Raw genomic sequence first — 16,982 nt, 5'->3', positions numbered from 1 at the left:
GGGCGCAAGCTTCTGTCGAGCGCCGCCAGCGCACCACAGCTGGTCGAGTGGCTCCTCGTCAAAGGCGCCGCCGTACACGACCATCAGCCAGCCCGAGCTCGAGTAGATGAGCGACGCCGTGTGCAGGACGCACGCCTGCGGCGGCGCGCCCTGCGTGTGCGGCCGGATCCACACCATGATGCCCGTGTCGAGCACGACAAGCTCGTTCCAGTACTGGCGCTGGCCGTAGCGCTGGCCGGCTGTGCCACCACCCAGCGCACCAGTTTTCCGCCGCCGGAAGGCCCGGCGTCGCCGACCGTGCCCTCGCCGCAGCCGCGGGAGGAGCCGCAGCGCCCACCCGAGCGGCCGAGCAAGCCCGAGGTGATGCCGCCGCGCAGCGCACAGGAAGCCAGCAGCCCGGCCGTGCTGTCGTTGCTCGGCCGGGCCGATACACTGGCGCGTAACGGCAATATGGATATGGCCGCCGCAACACTGGAACGCGCCCTCGATCTCGAGCCGCGCAACGCTTTTGTTTATCAGCGTCTGGCGGCGGTCAAGCTCGCCCAGGGGCAGGGCGGTCAGGCCGAGGCCATGGCACGTAAATCCAATAGCGTCGCAGGCGATAATCCGTTCGTGCGCGCAGACAACTGGCGCCTGATTGCCGAAGCGCGTCGCGCCGACGGCGATCGCAGCGGTGCCGACGAGGCCATGCAGCGCGCCAGCAGCTATCGCAGCGCCAGCCAGCAGTTCATGCGATGAGTGCGGCGGCAGGCGCCGCGCTTTTCACCGACGATGACGCGCTCTCGCGGTCGCTGCCCGGCTACGCGGCCCGTGCGGGCCAGGCCGAGATGGCCAGCGCGGTCGCCCGTGCCATCGATGCCGGCGAACGGCTGGTGGTCGAGGCCGGTACGGGCACCGGCAAAACGCTGGCCTATCTACTGCCGGCGCTCGCCTCACAGCGCAAGATCATCGTCTCCACGGCGACGCGCTATCTGCAAAGCCAGCTCGACGACAAGGACCTGCCGCTGGCGCAGACGGTGCTCGGGCGCTCGGTACATGCCACGGTGCTCAAGGGCCGCGCCAACTATCTGTGCCTGCACAGGCTCAACCTCACCGAGGCCAGTGGCGATCTGTATCTTGCACCCAAGATTCGTGCGGTACGCGACTGGGCAGCCCGAACCACCACCGGCGATCTGGGCGAATTCGGCGACCTGGGCGACGGCGATGCGCTCTGGCCGCGTATCACCTCGACCACCGACAACTGTCTGGGACAGGAATGCCCGCTGTTCGAACAGTGCTGGGTGGTGCATGCACGCCGAGAAGCGCAGGCGGCCGATCTGGTCATCGTCAACCACTATCTGCTGTTTGCCGATCTGACGCTGCGTGAATCCGGCTTCGGCGAGGTGCTGCCCGGCGCCGACGCGATCGTGCTGGACGAGGCCCACCGGCTGCCCGATATCGCCGGACGCTTTTTCGGCCAGGCGCTATCCGCGCGCCAGCTCAAGGATCTGGTGCGCGACGGCCTGGCCGAGCTGGATACGCTCGGTGGCGACATGCCCGCGCTGAAAGCCAAGCTCAAGGATGTCGGCAACGCCGAACGCCGTTTTGCCGATGTGCTGGGCGATCCGCCGGGCAATCGCAGCTGGGAAGAGCTGGAAACCGAGACACGCCGCGGCGCGCGTGACGAGATGGCGGCCGCGCTGCTCGCGCTCAAGACCGGCCTTGAGCCGGTGGCCAGCCGCAGCGACCGCATGAAGGCGTTGTCGCGTCGCTGTGGCGAGCTCGAAGCAGCCCTGACCACCGTGAGCGCGAGCGACGTCGACCGGATCAGCTGGCTGGAAAAACGCGGCACGGCCTGGATCTGGCACAGCACCCCGCTGGACGCGGCCACGCCGTTCTCGCGCGCCATCGAAGCCTATCCCGGCGCCTGGATATTTACCTCGGCCACGCTCGCGGTAAAGAACGACCTGGACTACTTCTGTCGCCGGCTCGGGTTGGTCGACGTTACCCAGCAGGTGCTGCCCAGTCCGTTCGACTATGAACGCAACGCCATGCTGTATGCGCCCCAGGCCATGCCGGCGCCGAACACGCCCGATTTCGACGACGCCGTGGTATCCCAGGCGCTGGCGCTTATCGAGGCCTCGGGCGGCGGTACGTTCTTGCTGTGTACCAGCTACCGTGCGGTGGCCCGCTACGGCGAGGCACTGGCGGCGGCCGGCATCGATGTATTGATGCAGGGCAGTGCGCCACGGGCAACGCTGCTGGCGGATTTTCGCAGCAACGATGGCGCCGTGTTGGTCGCGACCAGCAGCTTCTGGGAGGGCGTGGACGTACGCGGTCAGGCCCTGCGGCTGGTGATCATCGACCGGCTGCCGTTTGCCTCGCCGGCCGACCCGGTGCTGGCCGCACGCTTCACCGCAATGAAGGAGGCCGGAGAGAACCCGTTCATGGATTATCAGCTGCCCCAGGCCATCATCACCCTCAAGCAGGGCGTGGGGCGTCTGATTCGCGACGCCGCCGACCGTGGCGTGCTGGCCATCTGCGATCCCCGGTTGTTCACGGCGCGCTACGGCGGCGCCATTCGCGCGAGCCTGCCGCCCATGCCCATTACCCGCGATCAGGCCGTGGCCTGTGAATTTCTCGACTCGCTGGCGCCGGCATGAAAATACTGGCCCTGGATGCCTCCACCGAGGCGCTGTCGGTCGCCGTGGTCGACGACGAGCGCGACTACGAGCTCGAACACTTCGAAATCGCGCCGCAGGCGCATGGCCGTCGGCTGCTGCCGCTCGCCCAGGAACTGCTGGAACGCGCGGAACTCGCGCTGGCCGATCTCGACGGGCTGGCCTTCGGGCGCGGCCCGGGCGCGTTCACCGGTCTGCGGATCGCCGCCGGGCTCATTCAGGGCCTGGCCGCGGGCGTCGACCGGCCGGTGGTACCGGTATCCACTCTCGCGGCGCTGGCCGCGCGCTGTCTGTACAACGACGCGCGCGTTCAGCGCGTACGCGTGGTCCAGGATGCCCGCATGGGCGAAATCTATAGCGCGGATTACCAGCGCGGGCAGGGCGCCGACCCTGAACCGCTCGGTGTCGAACGAGTCATGCGCCCGGCGCAGCTCGATGCCGACACGGCCAGCGCATACACCCGGGCCGGCAACGGCTGGCACGTCGTCGCCGGCGAGCGCGGCGTTGCGCCCGAGATGCTGGAACCCGTCGAACAGTGGCCGCACGCGCTCGATATCGCGCGTCTGGCGCTGCCGACCCTACGCGCCGGCGAGGGCCTGCCGGCCGCCCAGGCGCTGCCCGTCTATGTGCGCGACGACGTCGCCCGCAAGCCCGGCGGGCGGCGCTGAGCGCGCTCGATAATTAAAGACGACCGCAAGCAATCGGAGGAGACGACATGCTCTATCGACTGGACGATATCACCCCCCAAACACCGGACGCCGGACAGTTCTTCGTGGCCGAGAACGCCACCGTGCTTGGCAACGTCAAGCTCGAAGTGGACGCCAGTATCTGGTTCAACGCCGTGCTGCGCGGCGATCAGGAGCTGATCACGATCGGGCGGGGCAGCAATATCCAGGACGGCTGTGTGCTGCATACCGACCCCGGCTTTCCGCTGACCGTCGGCGCCGACTGCACCGTGGGCCATCAGGCGATGCTGCACGGCTGCACGATCGGCGATAACAGCCTGATCGGCATCAAGGCCACGGTGCTCAACGGCGCCAAGATCGGGCGTAACTGCCTGATCGGTGCCGGCGCACTGGTGCCCGAAGGCAAGGAGATTCCCGACAACAGCATGGTCATCGGCGTGCCGGGGCGGGTGAAACGCGAACTCACCGAGGAAGACGCGCAGAAGCTCAAGCGCGGTGCTACGCACTACGTCGAGAACTACAAGCGTTTTTTGGCCGGGCTGGCAGCCATTTAGCGCCGCGCGCGATTCAGCTCAAATAGATATCGAAACGAATCGCCTTGCCTTCGACCTGGCGGTCGGGCGGGGCGATTGGCGTCGCCCGAGCGTGCTGCTTGACCACCACTTGGCGGGTGGCCGTCCTACGGGCGCGTTCAAGCAGCAATGACACGTCGGTATCGGTACCGACGAGTTCGTGCATCCAGGCCAGTGCCTTCTGCGGGCGGGCCTTGCGTCGCGGCGCATCGAACATCGGGTCGATATAGACGATATCGAATTCTTCGTCGGGCGTATCCGCCAGCCAGCGCGCTGAATCGTCGTGGATAAGCCGTGGCCAGGCGGCAAGCCAGTTCGGCGGCGCGCTCTGTGCACGCGCGCGTGCATCCTCGAGCAGGGCGAACAGCACCGCATGGCGTTCGATCGACACGACGCTGCAGCCGAGCGCGGCAAGGGTGGCGCTGTCACGGCCCAGCCCGCAGGTGGTATCAAGCACCCGCGGTCGCGGATGGCGACGCAGCCCCAGGGCGCGGGCAAGCGGTGACTGCCGGCCGCCTGCGGCCCGGCGTTCGACGCTGCCATCGAGCAGGTCGATACGCAGGCCGCGGTCTCGGGCCGGCGCCTGGGCATGGTGCAGGGTGAGCCCGTCGGCGCTCGCGCGCAGGTAGAAGCCGTCCTCGGGCGGCTGGGCGACCGTTTCGAAGCCGGTCGGAATGGCTACGCCCTCCGAGGCGGAGTCGTCGTCGACGACCAGCGGCGGCAAGTCAACCGGCAACGGGTTCATGACGGCAAGCCCTTTGTCGGCGCGGCCGGGTGCGACCGCTTGGCGAGGGATCGCCGGACTGTTTTATAGTGAGGCCCCGGTTTGCCATGAGTCACGAGATGTCCGGATCCCTTGCGCCCGATACGGCGACGAACGCGCTCGAAGCCCTGCGTGCCCGTACCACGGTGGTCGCCGACAGCGGCGATTTCGAGACCATTCGTGCCTATCGCCCGACCGATGCCACCACCAACCCGAGTCTGGTGCTGCAGGCCGCCGGCGATACGCGCTATCGGCATCTCGTCGACGAGGCGCTGGCGGCGACACCCAGTGGTGGCCTGAGCCGCGTCGAGCGGCTGATGACGCTGTTCGGACGCGAACTCACGCAGGTCGTGCCGCGCTATGTATCCACCGAGGTCGATGCCCGTCTGTCCTTCGATACCGATGCCACGATTCGCAAGGCACGAGCGCTGATCGCCGACTACGGCGAACTCGGGGTCGCGCCCGATCGCATCCTCATCAAGATCGCCAGCACCTGGGCCGGCATTCGCGCGGCGAGCGTACTCGAAGCCGAGGGCATTGCCTGCAACATGACGCTGATCTTTTCGCTGGCCCAGGCCCAGGCCTGTTTCGAGGCCGGCGTAACCCTGATCTCGCCGTTCGTCGGGCGTATCACCGACTGGTACAAGAAGGCCGAAGGCGTGGACCACTATGCGCCGGAAGACGATCCGGGCGTGGCCAGCGTGCGGCGGATCAATGCCTATGCCAAGACGCACGGCTATCCGACCCAGGTGATGGCGGCGAGTTTTCGCAACCGCGAACAGATTCTGGCGCTCGCCGGCGCCGACCTGATGACGATTTCGCCCGCGCTGCTCGAGGAACTGGCCGGCTTGCCGCAGGCGGATACGCCCGGCATCACCGACACCGATTCCGACGTGCCGCGCCTGATGCTCGACCGTGGGGCCTTCGACTGGGCGATGAACGCCGATGCCATGGCCACGGAAAAACTGGCCGAGGGGATTCGTCGCTTTGCCGACGATCAGCGCGCACTCGAGCAGCAAATGGCCGGTTGAACGCGGCGCGTTTGCGCGCGTTCAGCCGTCGAGGTAGTCGAGTACCGCGCTATAGCCGCCTTCGGTCAGCAGGATGGCGTTGACGGTGCTTTCGTAGATACGACCGGCGCTGCGCAGCTGCTCGATCTCGCGCGCATCCTGGCTGGCGCTCAGGTAATAGTAGTCGCGGCCCTCGTCGAAACTGTCCTTGAGCTGCTTGAATGCCAGGAACGCCGTACCTTTCTTGTCACCGCGCTGCTGGTCGATTTCCTTGAGGCTCCAGGTCTTTTCGGTCTTGGCCATGCGTTACTCTCGGGTTGAGTTGGCGCCAAGCTAGCAGGCGCTTAGAAGCGGGTCAACGCGACTTTAAAAGGTGCATGCAACGTTGTTCGAATACGCGTGACTCTCGTAATCTATGCGGGCTGAAACGCGCATCGATTCTTCAAACTGCAGGTACCCGGATGAAAGTCAACGAACTGGTCGCTCAATGGAAAGCCAACGCCGGCGAAACCCGAACCGACGAAACCTATGAGATTCGTCTGCCGCTCTATGACGCGGCCAAGGTCGCGGCCCTGTGCGATCTGTTCCCCGGGCTGACCCAGGAGCGCATTCTGACCGACCTGCTGGCGGCCGCCCTGGACGAACTGGCGTCTTCCTTCTCCTACGAGCCGGGTAACGAAATCGCCGCCTACGACGAAGAGGGCGACCCGATGTATGCCGATGCCGGGCTTACGCCGCGCTTCCAGGCGCTGGCCAAGGAGTACGCGGAGAAACTCAAGGCCGGCGAGCGTATCGACCAGCGCCCGCCGTCGAACGGTTGATGCATTGACGGCTGTGGACGCGGCCGAGGCCTGGCGCCGACGCCTGGAACGGGCTCTAGCGGTCACGATGCCGCCGGGCCATACCGGACCGGGCGACAACCGCCCGATCGAGGACTACGGCGTGGCTGCGCGCCGTGCCGGCGTGCTCATCCCGGTGGTGGCCGCCCCCGAACCCTATGTCTACTTCACCCAGCGCAGCGCCGCGCTGCGTCATCACCCGGGCCAGATCAGTTTCCCCGGCGGCAGCATGGAAGCGCGTGATCGCAATGCCGAACAGGCCGCGCTGCGCGAAGCCGAAGAAGAGATCGAACTACAGCCGCGACACGTCGAAGTACTCGGCGAGTTGCCGGAGTACCCGACCGTCACCGGCTTCGTGATCAGCCCCTTCGTCGGCTGGGTGGATCCGCACGCCGACGTCTATCCCGACGATGCGGAAGTCGCCCGCCTGTTTGCCGTGCCGCTCGCGCATCTGCTGGAGCTGGACAACTATCGCGAGTATCCCTACGAGCGCAATGGCCAGACGTATCACGTCTACGGCATCGACTATCGCGACGATCATATCTGGGGCGCGACCGCCGGCATTCTGCTGGGGCTGGTCCAGCGGCTTGCCCATGCCGAAGACCGCCCGCTGGCGCTGCCCCGTCGGGCCGAAGAACCGGTGAACTCCCATGGCCGATAAGAAGGCGCTCGACGACGAACTGGAAGCCCTGCAGGCCGAGCTGGTCGCCATTCAGCATGCCTATGCACAGGACCGGCGCAGCGCGGTGGTCGTGCTCGAAGGCTGGGATGCCGCCGGCAAGGGCGGGCTGATCCGGCGTATCGCCTGGGTGCTGGATCCGCGCCACCTGACCGTCTGGCCAATCAAGGCGCCGAATAGCGTCGAACGTGACGAGCTCTGGTTGCAGCGTTTCTGGCGGCGTATTCCCGCAGCCGGCGAAATCGCGATCTTCGATCGCAGCTGGTATGGCCGCGTGCTGGTCGAGCCGATCGAAGGATTCATATCGGCGCAGGAATGCGAGCGCGCCTACGACGAGATCAACGCCTTCGAGCGCACGCTCGTCGACAACGGCGTGCGTCTGGTCAAGCTGTTTCTCGATATCGATGCCGATACCCAGTTGGAGCGCTTTAGCTCGCGCTATGCGAACCCGGCCAAGCGCTGGAAAATCACCGCCGACGATATTCGCAACCGCGCCCGCTGGCAGGACTACGAACAGGCATACGCGCGCATGTTCGAGCGCTGCTCCACGGCGGCCGCGCCGTGGATGCGCATCGACGCGAACCACAAGCGAAAGGCCCGCGTCGCCGCCATGCGTCATATCGTGGCGGTGCTGGGCGAGGGGATCGACCTGACGGCGGTACCGACGGTCGACCCGGTGGTCGAACGCTTCATGGCGGCCAGCGACTAGCCGCTCACCTGGGCTTCTAGCTCTTGCGCTCGCCCATCTTGTTGGCGGCATCGAGCAGCGGTTCGATCAGGTCCATGGGCAGCGGGAACACGATAGTGGAATTGTTCTCGCCGGCGATATCGACCAGCGTCTGCAGATAACGCAGCTGCAGGGCCTGGGGTTCGCGCGCGAGCTGTTCGGCGGCGCCGCGCAGGTTTTCGGCGGCCTGCATTTCACCCTCGGCGTTGATCACCTTGGCGCGGCGTGCGCGCTCGGCTTCGGCCTGGCGGGCGATCGCCCGGGTCATGCTTTCGTCGAGATCGACCTGCTTGATTTCAACGTTGGCGACTTTCAGGCCCCAGGCATCGGTATGGCGATCGAGGATTTCCTGGATATCGGCGTTGAGCTTGTCGCGCTCGGCAAGCATTTCGTCCAGCTCGTGCTTGCCCAGGACGCTGCGTAGCGTGGTCTGGGCGAGCTGGCTGACCGCGTCGTAAAAGTGCTCGACTTCCACGATGGCCCGGTCGGCGTCGATGACCCGGAAATACACCACCGCGTTCACGCGCACGGAAACGTTGTCGCGCGAGATCACGTCCTGCGGCGGTACGTCCAGCACCACCACGCGCATATCCACCTTGATCATCTTCTGGATGACCGGGATCACCAGAAACAGGCCGGGGCCTTTCACCCCGGTCATGCGCCCGAGCGTGAACATCACGCCGCGTTCGTACTCGGGCAGGATCTTGATCGAGGCAAAGATCACCAGCGCGAGCAGGATGATAAGGGCGAAACCGAAATTGATGAGCATGGCTATCTCCGCGTAGCGGGCGTACGCGCTGGCGCGTTGCCCGCTGCAATGGTTGTATCCGCCGGGCCGGCGGGGCGCACGAATACCTTGAGGCCTTCGGCCGCGGTGACCACGAGCGCGTCATCACGGGCAACCGGCGTCGGGCTGACCGCCAGCCAGGACTCGCCGTGCAGCAGAACGCGGCCTTCGCGTTCGAAGTCCGCAAGAGCCACGCAGCGGCTGCCGATCAGCCCGGCATGGCCGGTATGTATGCGCTCGCGCCGCGAACGCAGGAACATGTAAAGAATGCCGAACAGCAGCAGGGCGCTGGCCACCGCGATACCGCCGATCAGGCCGAAGGGAATCTCGAAGCCGGGCACGTCGGTATCCATGAGCATGATCGAGCCGAACACGAAGGCAGCGACACCGCCAAGGCCCAGAATACCGAAACTGGGCGCAAACATCTCTGCGATCATCAGGCCGATACCGAGGGCGATCAGCGCCAGCCCGGCATAGTTGACCGGCAGCACTTGAAAGGCGAACAGCGCGCAGAGCAGGCTGATGGCGCCGACCACGCCCGGTACGCCGGTGCCCGGGTTCAGGCCTTCCAGAATCAGCCCGTAGATGCCGATCATGAACAGCAGATAGGCCACGGTCGGGTTGGTGATCACCGACAGCAGCTCGGTCTGCCAGCCGGGCTCGTGGTGCTCGACGCGCGCGCCGGCCACGTTCAACTGCTGCATGCCGGCCGCCGTTTCCACGCGCTGGCCGTCGATCCGATCCAGAAGCTGCGTGGTATCGGCTGCGATCAGGTCGATGACGTTGGCATCGAGGGCGGCTTGCGCCGACAGGCTGGTGCCCTCGCGCACGGCCTGTTCGGCCCAGTCGGCGTTGCGCTCGCGCCGTTCGGCCAGGCTACGGATATAGGCCACGGCGTCGTTGACCGCCTTGCGACGTTTCGCGGTGGCGTTGTCGCTCGTCTGTTCGGCGATGTCGTCGCTTTCGGATGCCGGCGACTTTTCGGGCTCGGCATCGGCGGGGGGCGAACCATCGCCCCCAATCGATACCGGCGTGGCTGCGCCGAGGTTCGTCGCGGGCGCCATGGCCGCGATATGGCTGGCATAAAGGATATAGGTCCCGGCGCTGGCCGCTCGCGCGCCGCCCGGTGCGACATAACCGGCCACCGGCACGGGCGAGGCCAGAATTGCTTTCACGATATCGCGCATCGCGCCGTCCAGCCCGCCGGGCGTATCCAGGCGCAGGATGATCAGCGGCGTGTTCGCGGCCGCGGCCTGTTCGAGTTCGCGCTCGATGAACGCACTGGTGGCCGGGCCGATCGGCCCCTCGATCGCGATTTCGCGGATCGGCGCGGGGGTTTCGGTCGACGGCTGGGCGACGAGCCCGGTCGCGCTCGTCAGCAGGGCGACGAACGACAATAGGAACAGCAGGGTTCGCCGCATAGCCATACCCCGATAATACGCGATAGGCGTATCATGCGTTGCGCCAGCGAGAGGTTGTACAGCGCTTGCCTAGTCGAGTTGATCGTAAAGGGCGACCAGCTGCTGCGTGACCTTGTGGTTCGGCGCGTAGTGAATCAGCGGAATCGAGGCGTCGTGTGATTCACGCACCTTGATCGAGGAGGTGATACGCGTTTCGATCAGCGGGTGGCCTTCGGCCTTGAGCTCGGCGAGCATGCGCTCGGGCAGCTTGGCCCGGGCCTGGAACTGGTTCACGACGATGCCATCGATCACCAGGTCCGGATTATGGTCGTCCTGAATCTCGTGAATGTTGTCGAACAGCGAATACAGAGCCTGGCGTGCGAAATCGTCGCAGTCGAAGGGCACCAGGCAGCGATCGGCGGCGATCAGTGCTGACTGGGAATAGAAATTCAGCGCCGGCGGCGTATCGATGAAGATCGCATCGTAGCCTTCAAGGCGCGCCAGCGACTGCTTGAGCTTGTAGATCTTGTGCTTGGCCTCGAGCTTGACGCGCAGCTCTTCCAGATCCGGATGGGCGGCCACCACCGACAGGTTGTCGAAGGGGGAGTCGGTCACGTAGTCCGCGAGACTGTCGCCGGTGCGCGCCCGCGACAGCGTGGCTTCGAAGAAATCCGCGCTGCCGGACTCGGCCTGACGGTTGTCCGAGGAAAGAAGGTACTGGCTGGCGTTGCACTGGGCGTCCAGATCGATCACCAGCGTACGCTTGCCGCGAGCCGCGGCGATCGCGGCCAGGTTGCACAACAGCGTGGTCTTGCCCACTCCACCTTTCTGATTGAACACCACGCGACGCGTCATTCGTTACTCCCTGTGTATGGCCAGACCGGCCTTCGGTACGGCGCCCGGCAGACAGCCGTCAAAAGGAAAAGGCCGAACATCGAGCTTAGCGGGCCGCTCGCGAGGCGTCGAGCCTGTCGACAAGTGCGGGCAGCGCCGTACTCGCGGTTTGCGCGATATGTGTATCCACGCCAGCGGATACGGACGTCGTCTGTGGATTGACCTCGAGCACCGTCGCGGGGCCGGCGACCGCCATCTCGACCAGCGCGGCGGCCGGATAAACCTGATTGGATGTGCCCACCACGAGCACGCAGTCGCAGCGATCGAGCTCGGCCTGGGCCCGTTCGAGCGCGTGAATGGGCAGCATTTCGCCGAACCAGACAACGCCCGGGCGCATGAGCGCGCCGCAGGCATCGCAGCGGGGCAACGCCGCCGACTCGTCGGCTTCGGCTACGGGTTGGCTGTGCTCGGTGTCACAGGCGCTGCAGCGGTCCACCCAGATATTGCCGTGCAGTTCGCAGATATCGCGGCTGCCGGCTGCGGTCTGCAGGCCGTCGACGTTCTGGGTGGCGATCACCACGTCCAGATGCTTTTCGAGGGCGGCGATCGCACGATGCCCGGCGTTGACGCCGCCACGGGCGATGAGGCTGCGCCGCCAGCGATACCAGGCCCAGACGCGTTCCGGGTTGGCGTCGAAAGCTTCTGGCGTGGCCAGGTCCTGCGGCGAAAACTTCGCCCAGAGGCCGCTCTGGGCTTCGCGAAAGGTGGGAATGCCGGATTCGGCCGACAGCCCGGCGCCGGAAAGTACGAGCAAGCGCTGGCTGTGCGCGAGTGAGCGGGCCGCCGCATCTATCATCGGAGTCGCTGTCATGAGGCAGCGCCGGCCCGAAGACCGGCCATTGGAAAAACGCTGCCCGATACTCTAACGACCGTCGCCGCCGCCCGTCATGCCGCTAGCGACGATTGCGCGGCGCCTTGACCGCGCGCCGGCGCGGCATCCACTGCACGTGGTAGAGGTCGTGCCGGCGATCGAGCATGTTCTGTACCGACCCCGTGGTGCGTGCATCCAGCAGTACGTCCAGGCGGACGTCCGCGATTGCCACCATTTCCACGTTGGGGGTGGTATCCGCGGCCACGCCGTCGCGAGCGAAGGCGAAATCGCAGGGCGTGATGATGGCGCTTTGCCCGTAGTGGAGGTCCATGGCATGAATACGCGGCAGGTTGCCGACGTTGCCCGCGGTAGCGACATAGATCTGGTTTTCCACCGCACGCGCATGGGCCGAATAGCGCACCCGCAGGTGACCGTTGCGGTCTTCGGTGGAATAGGGCACGAACAGCATGTTGATGCCCTGGTCGGCCAGATGCCGACACAGTTCGGGGAACTCGCTGTCGTAGCACACCAGCACGCCGATCGGCCCGCAGTCGGTTTCGATCGCGTTGAGCGAATCGCCGCCGGAGATGTTCCAGTAGTGGCGCTCGCCCGGCGTGGGGTGGATCTTGGGCTGCTGGTATTCGGAGCCGTCGCGCAAATAGATATAGCCGACGTTCTGCAGATCGTCCCCGACCCGCGTGGGGTGGGAACCGGCGATGATGTTGATATTGAACTTGACCGCCAGCGATGACATCAACTCGCGGAATTCGTCCACGAAGTCGGCCAGGCGCTGAATCGCCGCGCGATGACGCAGCTCTTCGTTCTTGATCGAGAGCAGCTGGACTGTGAATAGCTCCGGGAACACCACGAAGTCGGCCTTGGCGTCCGCCGTTTCCTGTACGAAATAAGTCACGATCTGGGCGAACTCGTCGAACGAGTTGATCGCACGCTGGCCATACTGGATGGTGGCGATACGTACCGTGGCCGGGCGCTGCAGATGCACGTGCGAGTCGCCGGCGACGTCCTCGCGGTACTTGTACTCGGGGTTGCGCCAGAGCAGATGGGCACCGTAGCCCATGGACTCTTCGTCCGGCGGCAGATAGTTGGGCATGACGCCGAGAAGTTCGTAGCCCTGGTTGAGCTGAAAGCTCAGCACCGAGTCGCGGATTTCCTTGTTCTGGACTGCCTCGACATAGGCTTCGGCGCTGCCGTACTTCTTGAAACGCCGCTTGAGCCCCGGCAGGCGCCCGGAGAAGACGATGCCCTTGAGGCCCAGCTTCACGCACAGGGCTTCACGCTCGCGATACAGGCGCTGGCCGATGCGCAGCCCGCGTGCTTCCGGATCGACGCAGATTTCGTAGCCGTAGAGATAGTCGCCGTCGATATCGTGGGTCGAGCCATAGCCGTTGCCGGTGATCCGCGCCCAGGTGTGCGGGCGCATGACCTGATCCTCGGGCAGGCACAGCGTTGCGCAGTAGCCGACCACCACATCCTCGTAGACCGCGACGAGCTGGCCTTCGGGGAAGTTGTTGATCTGGCCGCGCAGCTCGTCGAAGGTGTAATCGTCGAGGTTCGGGTAGGTGCGCTGTACCACCCGGTTGATGGCCGGAATATCGGACAGATTGGCGGTACGAACGATCAGACGTGAACGGCTTTGACTGGGCATGAACGATCCCTCGGTAACCTCGATGACTAGAGCGGTGTGACGGCCACGATAACGCTGGCGCCCCGGCTGCGGCAGCTTGCGCGCAGCCGGGGGCGCCCGTGCTTCACATCAACCGCGGCTGGCTTTCTTGCGCTCGTGTTCCTTGAGCCAGCGCTTGCGCACGCGCACGCTGGACGGCGTGATTTCGACGAGTTCGTCGTCGTTGATGAATTCCAGCGCCTGTTCCAGCGTCATGCGGATGGGCGGAGTGAGCACGATGTTCTCATCCGAGCCGGCCGCGCGCACGTTGGTGAGCTGCTTGGCCTTGAGCACGTTCACGGTGAGATCGTTCTCGCGCGAATGAATGCCCACGACCATGCCTTCGTACACCTCGTCGCCGGGCGAGACCATCATCTTGCCGCGATCCTGCAGGTTGAACAGGGCAAAGCCGACCGCCTTGCCGGCCGCGTTGGAAATCAGTACGCCGGAATGACGCTGGCCGATGGCATCGGCACCGCGCGGGCCGTAGTGGTCGAACACATGGGTGACGATACCGGTGCCTGAAGTCAGGCTCATGAACTCGGTCTGGAAGCCGATGAGCCCGCGGGCCGGGATCATGAACTCCAGGCGCGTGCGGCCGTTGCCGTCGGGCTGCATGTTCTGCAGCTGCCCGCGACGCTGGTTGAGATTGTCGATGACCGAGCCCTGGTGGTCGTCCTCGATATCGCAGATCAGCAGTTCGTAGGGTTCGTGAATCTCGCCGTCGACCTCGCGGGTGACCACCTCAGGGCGCGATACCGACAGCTCATAGCCTTCGCGGCGCATGGTTTCGAGCAGCACCGACAGATGCAGCAGACCGCGTCCGGAGACCTTGAAACGGTCCGGATCGTTGCCGGTTTCCACGCGCATGGCGACGTTGGACTTGAGTTCGCGGAACAGGCGCTCGCGAATCTGGCGCGAAGTCAGATAGTCGCCGTCCTTGCCGGCCAGGGGCGATTTGTTGACCTCGAAGGTCATGCTCATCGTCGGCTCGTCCACGGTCAGCGGGGTGAGCGCTTCCGGGGCGTTCGGATCGCAGAGCGTGTCGGAAATATCGAGCCCGTCCATGCCGGTCAGGGCCACGATATCGCCGGCCTGGGCCTGGTCGACCTCGACCCGGTTCAGGCCGAGAAAACCGAATACGCCGGCGATCTTGGCGCTGCGCTTGTTGCCTTCGCGATCGACGATGGTGATCTGGGTGGCGGGCTTGACCGCACCGCGGGCGATACGCCCGATGCCGATCTGGCCCACGAAGCTGTTGTAGTCCAGCGTGGTGATCTGCATCTGGAAGGGGCCGTCGGTCTTGACCGGCGGCGAGGGTACGCGCTCGGTGATGGTGCGGAACAGCGGCTTCATGTCGCCCTCGCGCACGGACTCGTCGAGGCCGGCATAGCCGCCCAGCGCCGAAGTGTAAACGGTCGGGAAGTCCAGCTGTTCGTCGGTGGCGCCGAGCGAATCGAACAGATCGAAGGTCTGGGTGAGCACCCAGTCCGGACGGGCGCCGTCGCGGTCGATCTTGTTGATGACCACGATCGGCTTCAGGCCCAGTTCGAAGGCCTTTTCGGTTACGAAGCGGGTCTGCGGCATGGGGCCATCGACGGCATCGACAAGCAGCAGCACCGAGTCCACCATCGACAGCACGCGCTCGACCTCGCCGCCGAAGTCGGCATGGCCCGGGGTATCGACGATATTGATGCGATAGGCTTCGTTACTGTCCGGGTCACGCCATTCGATGGCGGTGTTCTTGGACGTGATCGTGATACCACGCTCTTTTTCCAGATCATTGGAGTCCATGATCCGGTCGGCGACTTCCTCGCGCGCCTCGAAGGTGCCGGACTGGCGCAGCAGGCAGTCCACGAGCGTGGTCTTGCCATGGTCCACGTGGGCGATAATCGCGATATTGCGCAGGTTGTCGATCATAAGGGCCGTGGCCGGTAGAAATTAAAGCGCGCCATTATCCGTGAAGGGAGCGCTCCCCGGCTAGGGCCGGAATACGAAGGGCCCCCGTTTTTTGCCCGCCGAACGCCGCGATGCCAGCAGATACCAGCCTTCCCGCAATTCTCGCCTGGGCGAAATGTCGGCCGCCGACGAGCGCGAATTGACAGACCAGGCCTGGCCTCGCCCGTAAACGCGCAACCATTAGGCTGGGGTCGGCCGGCCAGAGCCTGCCAACGCCTCGGCTTTACCTGTAACTCAGGGTCGATACCCTCGGCTGTCGCGATAGCTGCATGAGACACTGAGCCCATGAACGAAGCCCAATCCGCGCCCGAGCGGCGCTATCTGCAACGCGGCACGCGGACTTACTGGCGTGCCAACCTCGCCCTGTTCGCCTCCGGATTCGCGACCTTTTCTTCGATGTACGCGGTGCAGCCGCTCATGCCGGCGTTCTCGAACGAATTCAAGGTCAGCGCGGCGGCGAGCAGCCTGTCGTTGTCGGTGACCACCGGCGTGCTCGCGTTTACGCTCTTCGTGGCCGGGCTGATGTCCGATGCGATCGAACGCAAGCCGGTGATGATCGCGTCGCTCGTCGGCTCGGCGCTGCTGTCAATCGCGGCCGCGCTTGCCCCCGGCTGGGGCACGCTGCTGGCCGCGCGGGCGCTGGAAGGTATTGCCCTCGGCGGCGTGCCGGCGCTGGCGATCGCCTATCTTTCGGAAGAGATCGCGCCGGAGGATCTGGGCACGGCCACGGGGCTGTATATCGGCGGTACTGCAACCGGCGGCATGGGCGGGCGCGTGATCACCGGCTTCATTTCCGAGTTCGCGGACTGGCGTGTGGCCATCGCCACCATCGGCGTGATCGGTCTGGTTGCCACGTTGCTGTTCTTCTGGCTGCTGCCGCGATCGCAGAACTTCACCCCGCGCCGCGGTATGACCCTGGCCCAGCATGCGGGGCCGGTCGGCGAGCACCTGCGCCACAAGGCGCTGCCCTGGGTCTTCGTCTGCGGCTTTCTGTTCATGGGCGCCTTCGTATCGGTGTACAACTACATCGGCTTTCGCCTGAGCGAAGCGCCGTTCCTGCTTGGGCAGGGCGCCATCGGCGCCGTGTTCGTGATCTATATCCTCGGCATCGTGACTTCGCCGATCGCCGGGCGTATTGCCGACAGCGCCGGGCGGCCGCCGGTGCTGTTGTTCGCCATCGTTTGCATGGCCGTGGGGCTTGCGATCATGTGGCCGGCCAATCTGGTCGCCGTGGTCGCGGGCATGGCCCTGATCACGGTCGGCTTCTTTGCCGGGCATTCGACGGCGAGCGGGTTCGTCGGTCTGCTTGCCGAGCGCGGCAAGGGGCATGCCGCCGGCCTGTATCTGCTGGGCTATTATCTGGGGTCGAGCGTGGTGGGCTCGCTCGGCGGGCTGTTCTGGAGCGCGGCCGGCTGGCCGGGCGTGACCCTGATGGTGGGCGTGGTGCTGCTGGCCGGTATTGCGGTGACGCTCTGGCTGATGCGCTGGCGCCGGCGCGTACCGGTCTAGCG

The 16,982-nt window shown here is 65.5% G+C and carries 17 protein-coding genes; 9 read left to right on the top strand and 8 right to left on the bottom strand.

The window, feature by feature from the left end; genetic code table 11:
* Positions 1 to 120 precede the first annotated feature (120 nt).
* From CMN27_RS01785 to CMN27_RS01770, 4 genes are read left to right on the top strand one after another with little or no spacing between them, the layout of a single operon-like run.
* Positions 121 to 738 (top strand): tetratricopeptide repeat protein, encoded by a 618-nt coding sequence (locus tag CMN27_RS01785; protein WP_293623685.1) that lies wholly within the window; start codon positions 121 to 123, stop codon positions 736 to 738.
* Positions 735 to 2,642, top strand: coding sequence for an ATP-dependent DNA helicase (locus CMN27_RS01780; protein WP_293623684.1), 1,908 nt, complete (start codon positions 735 to 737; stop codon positions 2,640 to 2,642). The genes CMN27_RS01785 and CMN27_RS01780 overlap by 4 nt, the downstream gene beginning before the upstream one ends.
* Complete coding sequence (gene tsaB, locus CMN27_RS01775; RefSeq protein ID WP_293623683.1) at positions 2,639 to 3,328, top strand: tRNA (adenosine(37)-N6)-threonylcarbamoyltransferase complex dimerization subunit type 1 TsaB; 690 nt, start codon at positions 2,639 to 2,641, stop codon at positions 3,326 to 3,328. Before CMN27_RS01780 ends, tsaB begins: the two co-directional genes overlap by 4 nt.
* A gap of 47 nt (positions 3,329 to 3,375) precedes the next feature.
* Positions 3,376 to 3,900 (top strand): gamma carbonic anhydrase family protein, encoded by a 525-nt coding sequence (locus tag CMN27_RS01770; RefSeq protein ID WP_293623682.1) that lies wholly within the window; start codon positions 3,376 to 3,378, stop codon positions 3,898 to 3,900.
* A 13-nt stretch (positions 3,901 to 3,913) separates the two neighbouring features.
* On the opposite strand, the gene CMN27_RS01765 is transcribed toward CMN27_RS01770, so the two are convergent.
* Complete coding sequence (locus CMN27_RS01765) at positions 3,914 to 4,663, bottom strand: class I SAM-dependent methyltransferase (RefSeq protein WP_293623681.1); 750 nt, start codon at positions 4,661 to 4,663, stop codon at positions 3,914 to 3,916.
* A gap of 98 nt (positions 4,664 to 4,761) precedes the next feature.
* Here CMN27_RS01765 and CMN27_RS01760 point away from each other — a divergent pair, with 98 nt between their 5' ends.
* Positions 4,762 to 5,712 carry a transaldolase gene (locus tag CMN27_RS01760; protein WP_293623680.1) on the top strand — a complete coding sequence of 317 codons (951 nt, stop codon included), beginning with the start codon at positions 4,762 to 4,764 and terminating at the stop codon, positions 5,710 to 5,712.
* 21 nt (positions 5,713 to 5,733) lie between these two features.
* Here CMN27_RS01760 and CMN27_RS01755 read toward each other — a convergent pair whose 3' ends face one another.
* Positions 5,734 to 5,994 carry a hypothetical protein gene (locus CMN27_RS01755; protein WP_293623679.1) on the bottom strand — a complete coding sequence of 87 codons (261 nt, stop codon included), beginning with the start codon at positions 5,992 to 5,994 and terminating at the stop codon, positions 5,734 to 5,736.
* Positions 5,995 to 6,152: 158 nt separating this feature from the next.
* Here CMN27_RS01755 and CMN27_RS01750 point away from each other — a divergent pair, with 158 nt between their 5' ends.
* Genes CMN27_RS01750 through CMN27_RS01740 form a run of 3 tightly spaced genes read left to right on the top strand, consistent with a single transcriptional unit; the run spans position 6,153 to position 7,918 of the window.
* The gene (locus CMN27_RS01750) at positions 6,153 to 6,512 is read left to right on the top strand and encodes a type 1 pili tip component (RefSeq protein WP_293623678.1); all 360 of its coding nucleotides are present in this window, start codon (positions 6,153 to 6,155) and stop codon (positions 6,510 to 6,512) included.
* 13 nt (positions 6,513 to 6,525) lie between these two features.
* Entirely contained in the window at positions 6,526 to 7,191 is a 666-nt protein-coding gene (locus tag CMN27_RS01745; protein ID WP_293623688.1) for a CoA pyrophosphatase, read from the top strand.
* A complete protein-coding gene (locus CMN27_RS01740; protein ID WP_293623677.1) occupies positions 7,181 to 7,918 on the top strand; it encodes an AMP phosphotransferase in 738 nt (245 codons plus the stop codon). The genes CMN27_RS01745 and CMN27_RS01740 overlap by 11 nt, the downstream gene beginning before the upstream one ends.
* 16 nt (positions 7,919 to 7,934) lie before the next feature.
* Here the strand turns inward: CMN27_RS01740 and CMN27_RS01735 are convergent, their stop codons facing one another.
* The 6 genes from CMN27_RS01735 to typA all read right to left on the bottom strand — a co-directional run bounded on the left by CMN27_RS01735 (position 7,935) and on the right by typA (position 15,432).
* The gene (locus CMN27_RS01735) at positions 7,935 to 8,705 is read right to left on the bottom strand and encodes a slipin family protein (protein ID WP_293623676.1); all 771 of its coding nucleotides are present in this window, start codon (positions 8,703 to 8,705) and stop codon (positions 7,935 to 7,937) included.
* 2 nt (positions 8,706 to 8,707) lie between these two features.
* Positions 8,708 to 10,144: a nodulation protein NfeD gene (locus CMN27_RS01730; RefSeq protein ID WP_293623675.1), complete on the bottom strand. Its 1,437-nt coding sequence runs from the start codon at positions 10,142 to 10,144 to the stop codon at positions 8,708 to 8,710.
* Between the two features lie 69 nt (positions 10,145 to 10,213).
* Positions 10,214 to 10,978 (bottom strand): ParA family protein, encoded by a 765-nt coding sequence (locus CMN27_RS01725; protein WP_293623674.1) that lies wholly within the window; start codon positions 10,976 to 10,978, stop codon positions 10,214 to 10,216.
* A gap of 85 nt (positions 10,979 to 11,063) precedes the next feature.
* Positions 11,064 to 11,813 (bottom strand): NAD-dependent deacylase, encoded by a 750-nt coding sequence (locus tag CMN27_RS01720; protein ID WP_293623673.1) that lies wholly within the window; start codon positions 11,811 to 11,813, stop codon positions 11,064 to 11,066.
* A 97-nt stretch (positions 11,814 to 11,910) separates the two neighbouring features.
* Positions 11,911 to 13,494 (bottom strand): bifunctional GNAT family N-acetyltransferase/carbon-nitrogen hydrolase family protein, encoded by a 1,584-nt coding sequence (locus CMN27_RS01715; protein WP_293623672.1) that lies wholly within the window; start codon positions 13,492 to 13,494, stop codon positions 11,911 to 11,913.
* A 108-nt stretch (positions 13,495 to 13,602) separates the two neighbouring features.
* Complete coding sequence (gene typA / locus CMN27_RS01710) at positions 13,603 to 15,432, bottom strand: translational GTPase TypA (protein WP_293623671.1); 1,830 nt, start codon at positions 15,430 to 15,432, stop codon at positions 13,603 to 13,605.
* 324 nt (positions 15,433 to 15,756) lie between these two features.
* Between typA and CMN27_RS01705 the strand changes: the two genes are divergently transcribed.
* The gene (locus CMN27_RS01705; RefSeq protein WP_293623670.1) at positions 15,757 to 16,980 is read left to right on the top strand and encodes an MFS transporter; all 1,224 of its coding nucleotides are present in this window, start codon (positions 15,757 to 15,759) and stop codon (positions 16,978 to 16,980) included.
* Positions 16,981 to 16,982: the final 2 nt, after the last annotated feature.

The organism is Salinisphaera sp. (genome assembly GCF_002729955.1).
In the GTDB taxonomy this organism is placed as follows: domain Bacteria; phylum Pseudomonadota; class Gammaproteobacteria; order Nevskiales; family Salinisphaeraceae; genus Salinisphaera.
The sequence above is the reverse complement of the archived record's forward strand: the minus strand, read 5'-3'. Positions and strand labels throughout refer to the sequence as shown.

What these genes read in the sequence shown, in the direction of transcription:
- CMN27_RS01780 (WP_293623684.1), top strand. Translation starts at nt 735, where the DNA reads ATGAGTGCGGCGGCAGGCGCCGCGCTTTTCACCGACGATGACGCGCTC.
- tsaB (WP_293623683.1), top strand. Translation starts at nt 2,639, where the DNA reads ATGAAAATACTGGCCCTGGATGCCTCCACCGAGGCGCTGTCGGTCGCC.
- CMN27_RS01770 (WP_293623682.1), top strand. Translation starts at nt 3,376, where the DNA reads ATGCTCTATCGACTGGACGATATCACCCCCCAAACACCGGACGCCGGA.
- CMN27_RS01765 (WP_293623681.1), bottom strand. Translation starts at nt 4,663, where the DNA reads ATGAACCCGTTGCCGGTTGACTTGCCGCCGCTGGTCGTCGACGACGAC.
- CMN27_RS01760 (WP_293623680.1), top strand. Translation starts at nt 4,762, where the DNA reads ATGTCCGGATCCCTTGCGCCCGATACGGCGACGAACGCGCTCGAAGCC.
- CMN27_RS01755 (WP_293623679.1), bottom strand. Translation starts at nt 5,994, where the DNA reads ATGGCCAAGACCGAAAAGACCTGGAGCCTCAAGGAAATCGACCAGCAG.
- CMN27_RS01750 (WP_293623678.1), top strand. Translation starts at nt 6,153, where the DNA reads ATGAAAGTCAACGAACTGGTCGCTCAATGGAAAGCCAACGCCGGCGAA.
- CMN27_RS01740 (WP_293623677.1), top strand. Translation starts at nt 7,181, where the DNA reads ATGGCCGATAAGAAGGCGCTCGACGACGAACTGGAAGCCCTGCAGGCC.
- CMN27_RS01735 (WP_293623676.1), bottom strand. Translation starts at nt 8,705, where the DNA reads ATGCTCATCAATTTCGGTTTCGCCCTTATCATCCTGCTCGCGCTGGTG.
- CMN27_RS01730 (WP_293623675.1), bottom strand. Translation starts at nt 10,144, where the DNA reads ATGCGGCGAACCCTGCTGTTCCTATTGTCGTTCGTCGCCCTGCTGACG.
- CMN27_RS01725 (WP_293623674.1), bottom strand. Translation starts at nt 10,978, where the DNA reads ATGACGCGTCGCGTGGTGTTCAATCAGAAAGGTGGAGTGGGCAAGACC.
- CMN27_RS01720 (WP_293623673.1), bottom strand. Translation starts at nt 11,813, where the DNA reads ATGATAGATGCGGCGGCCCGCTCACTCGCGCACAGCCAGCGCTTGCTC.
- CMN27_RS01715 (WP_293623672.1), bottom strand. Translation starts at nt 13,494, where the DNA reads ATGCCCAGTCAAAGCCGTTCACGTCTGATCGTTCGTACCGCCAATCTG.
- typA (WP_293623671.1), bottom strand. Translation starts at nt 15,432, where the DNA reads ATGATCGACAACCTGCGCAATATCGCGATTATCGCCCACGTGGACCAT.
- CMN27_RS01705 (WP_293623670.1), top strand. Translation starts at nt 15,757, where the DNA reads ATGAACGAAGCCCAATCCGCGCCCGAGCGGCGCTATCTGCAACGCGGC.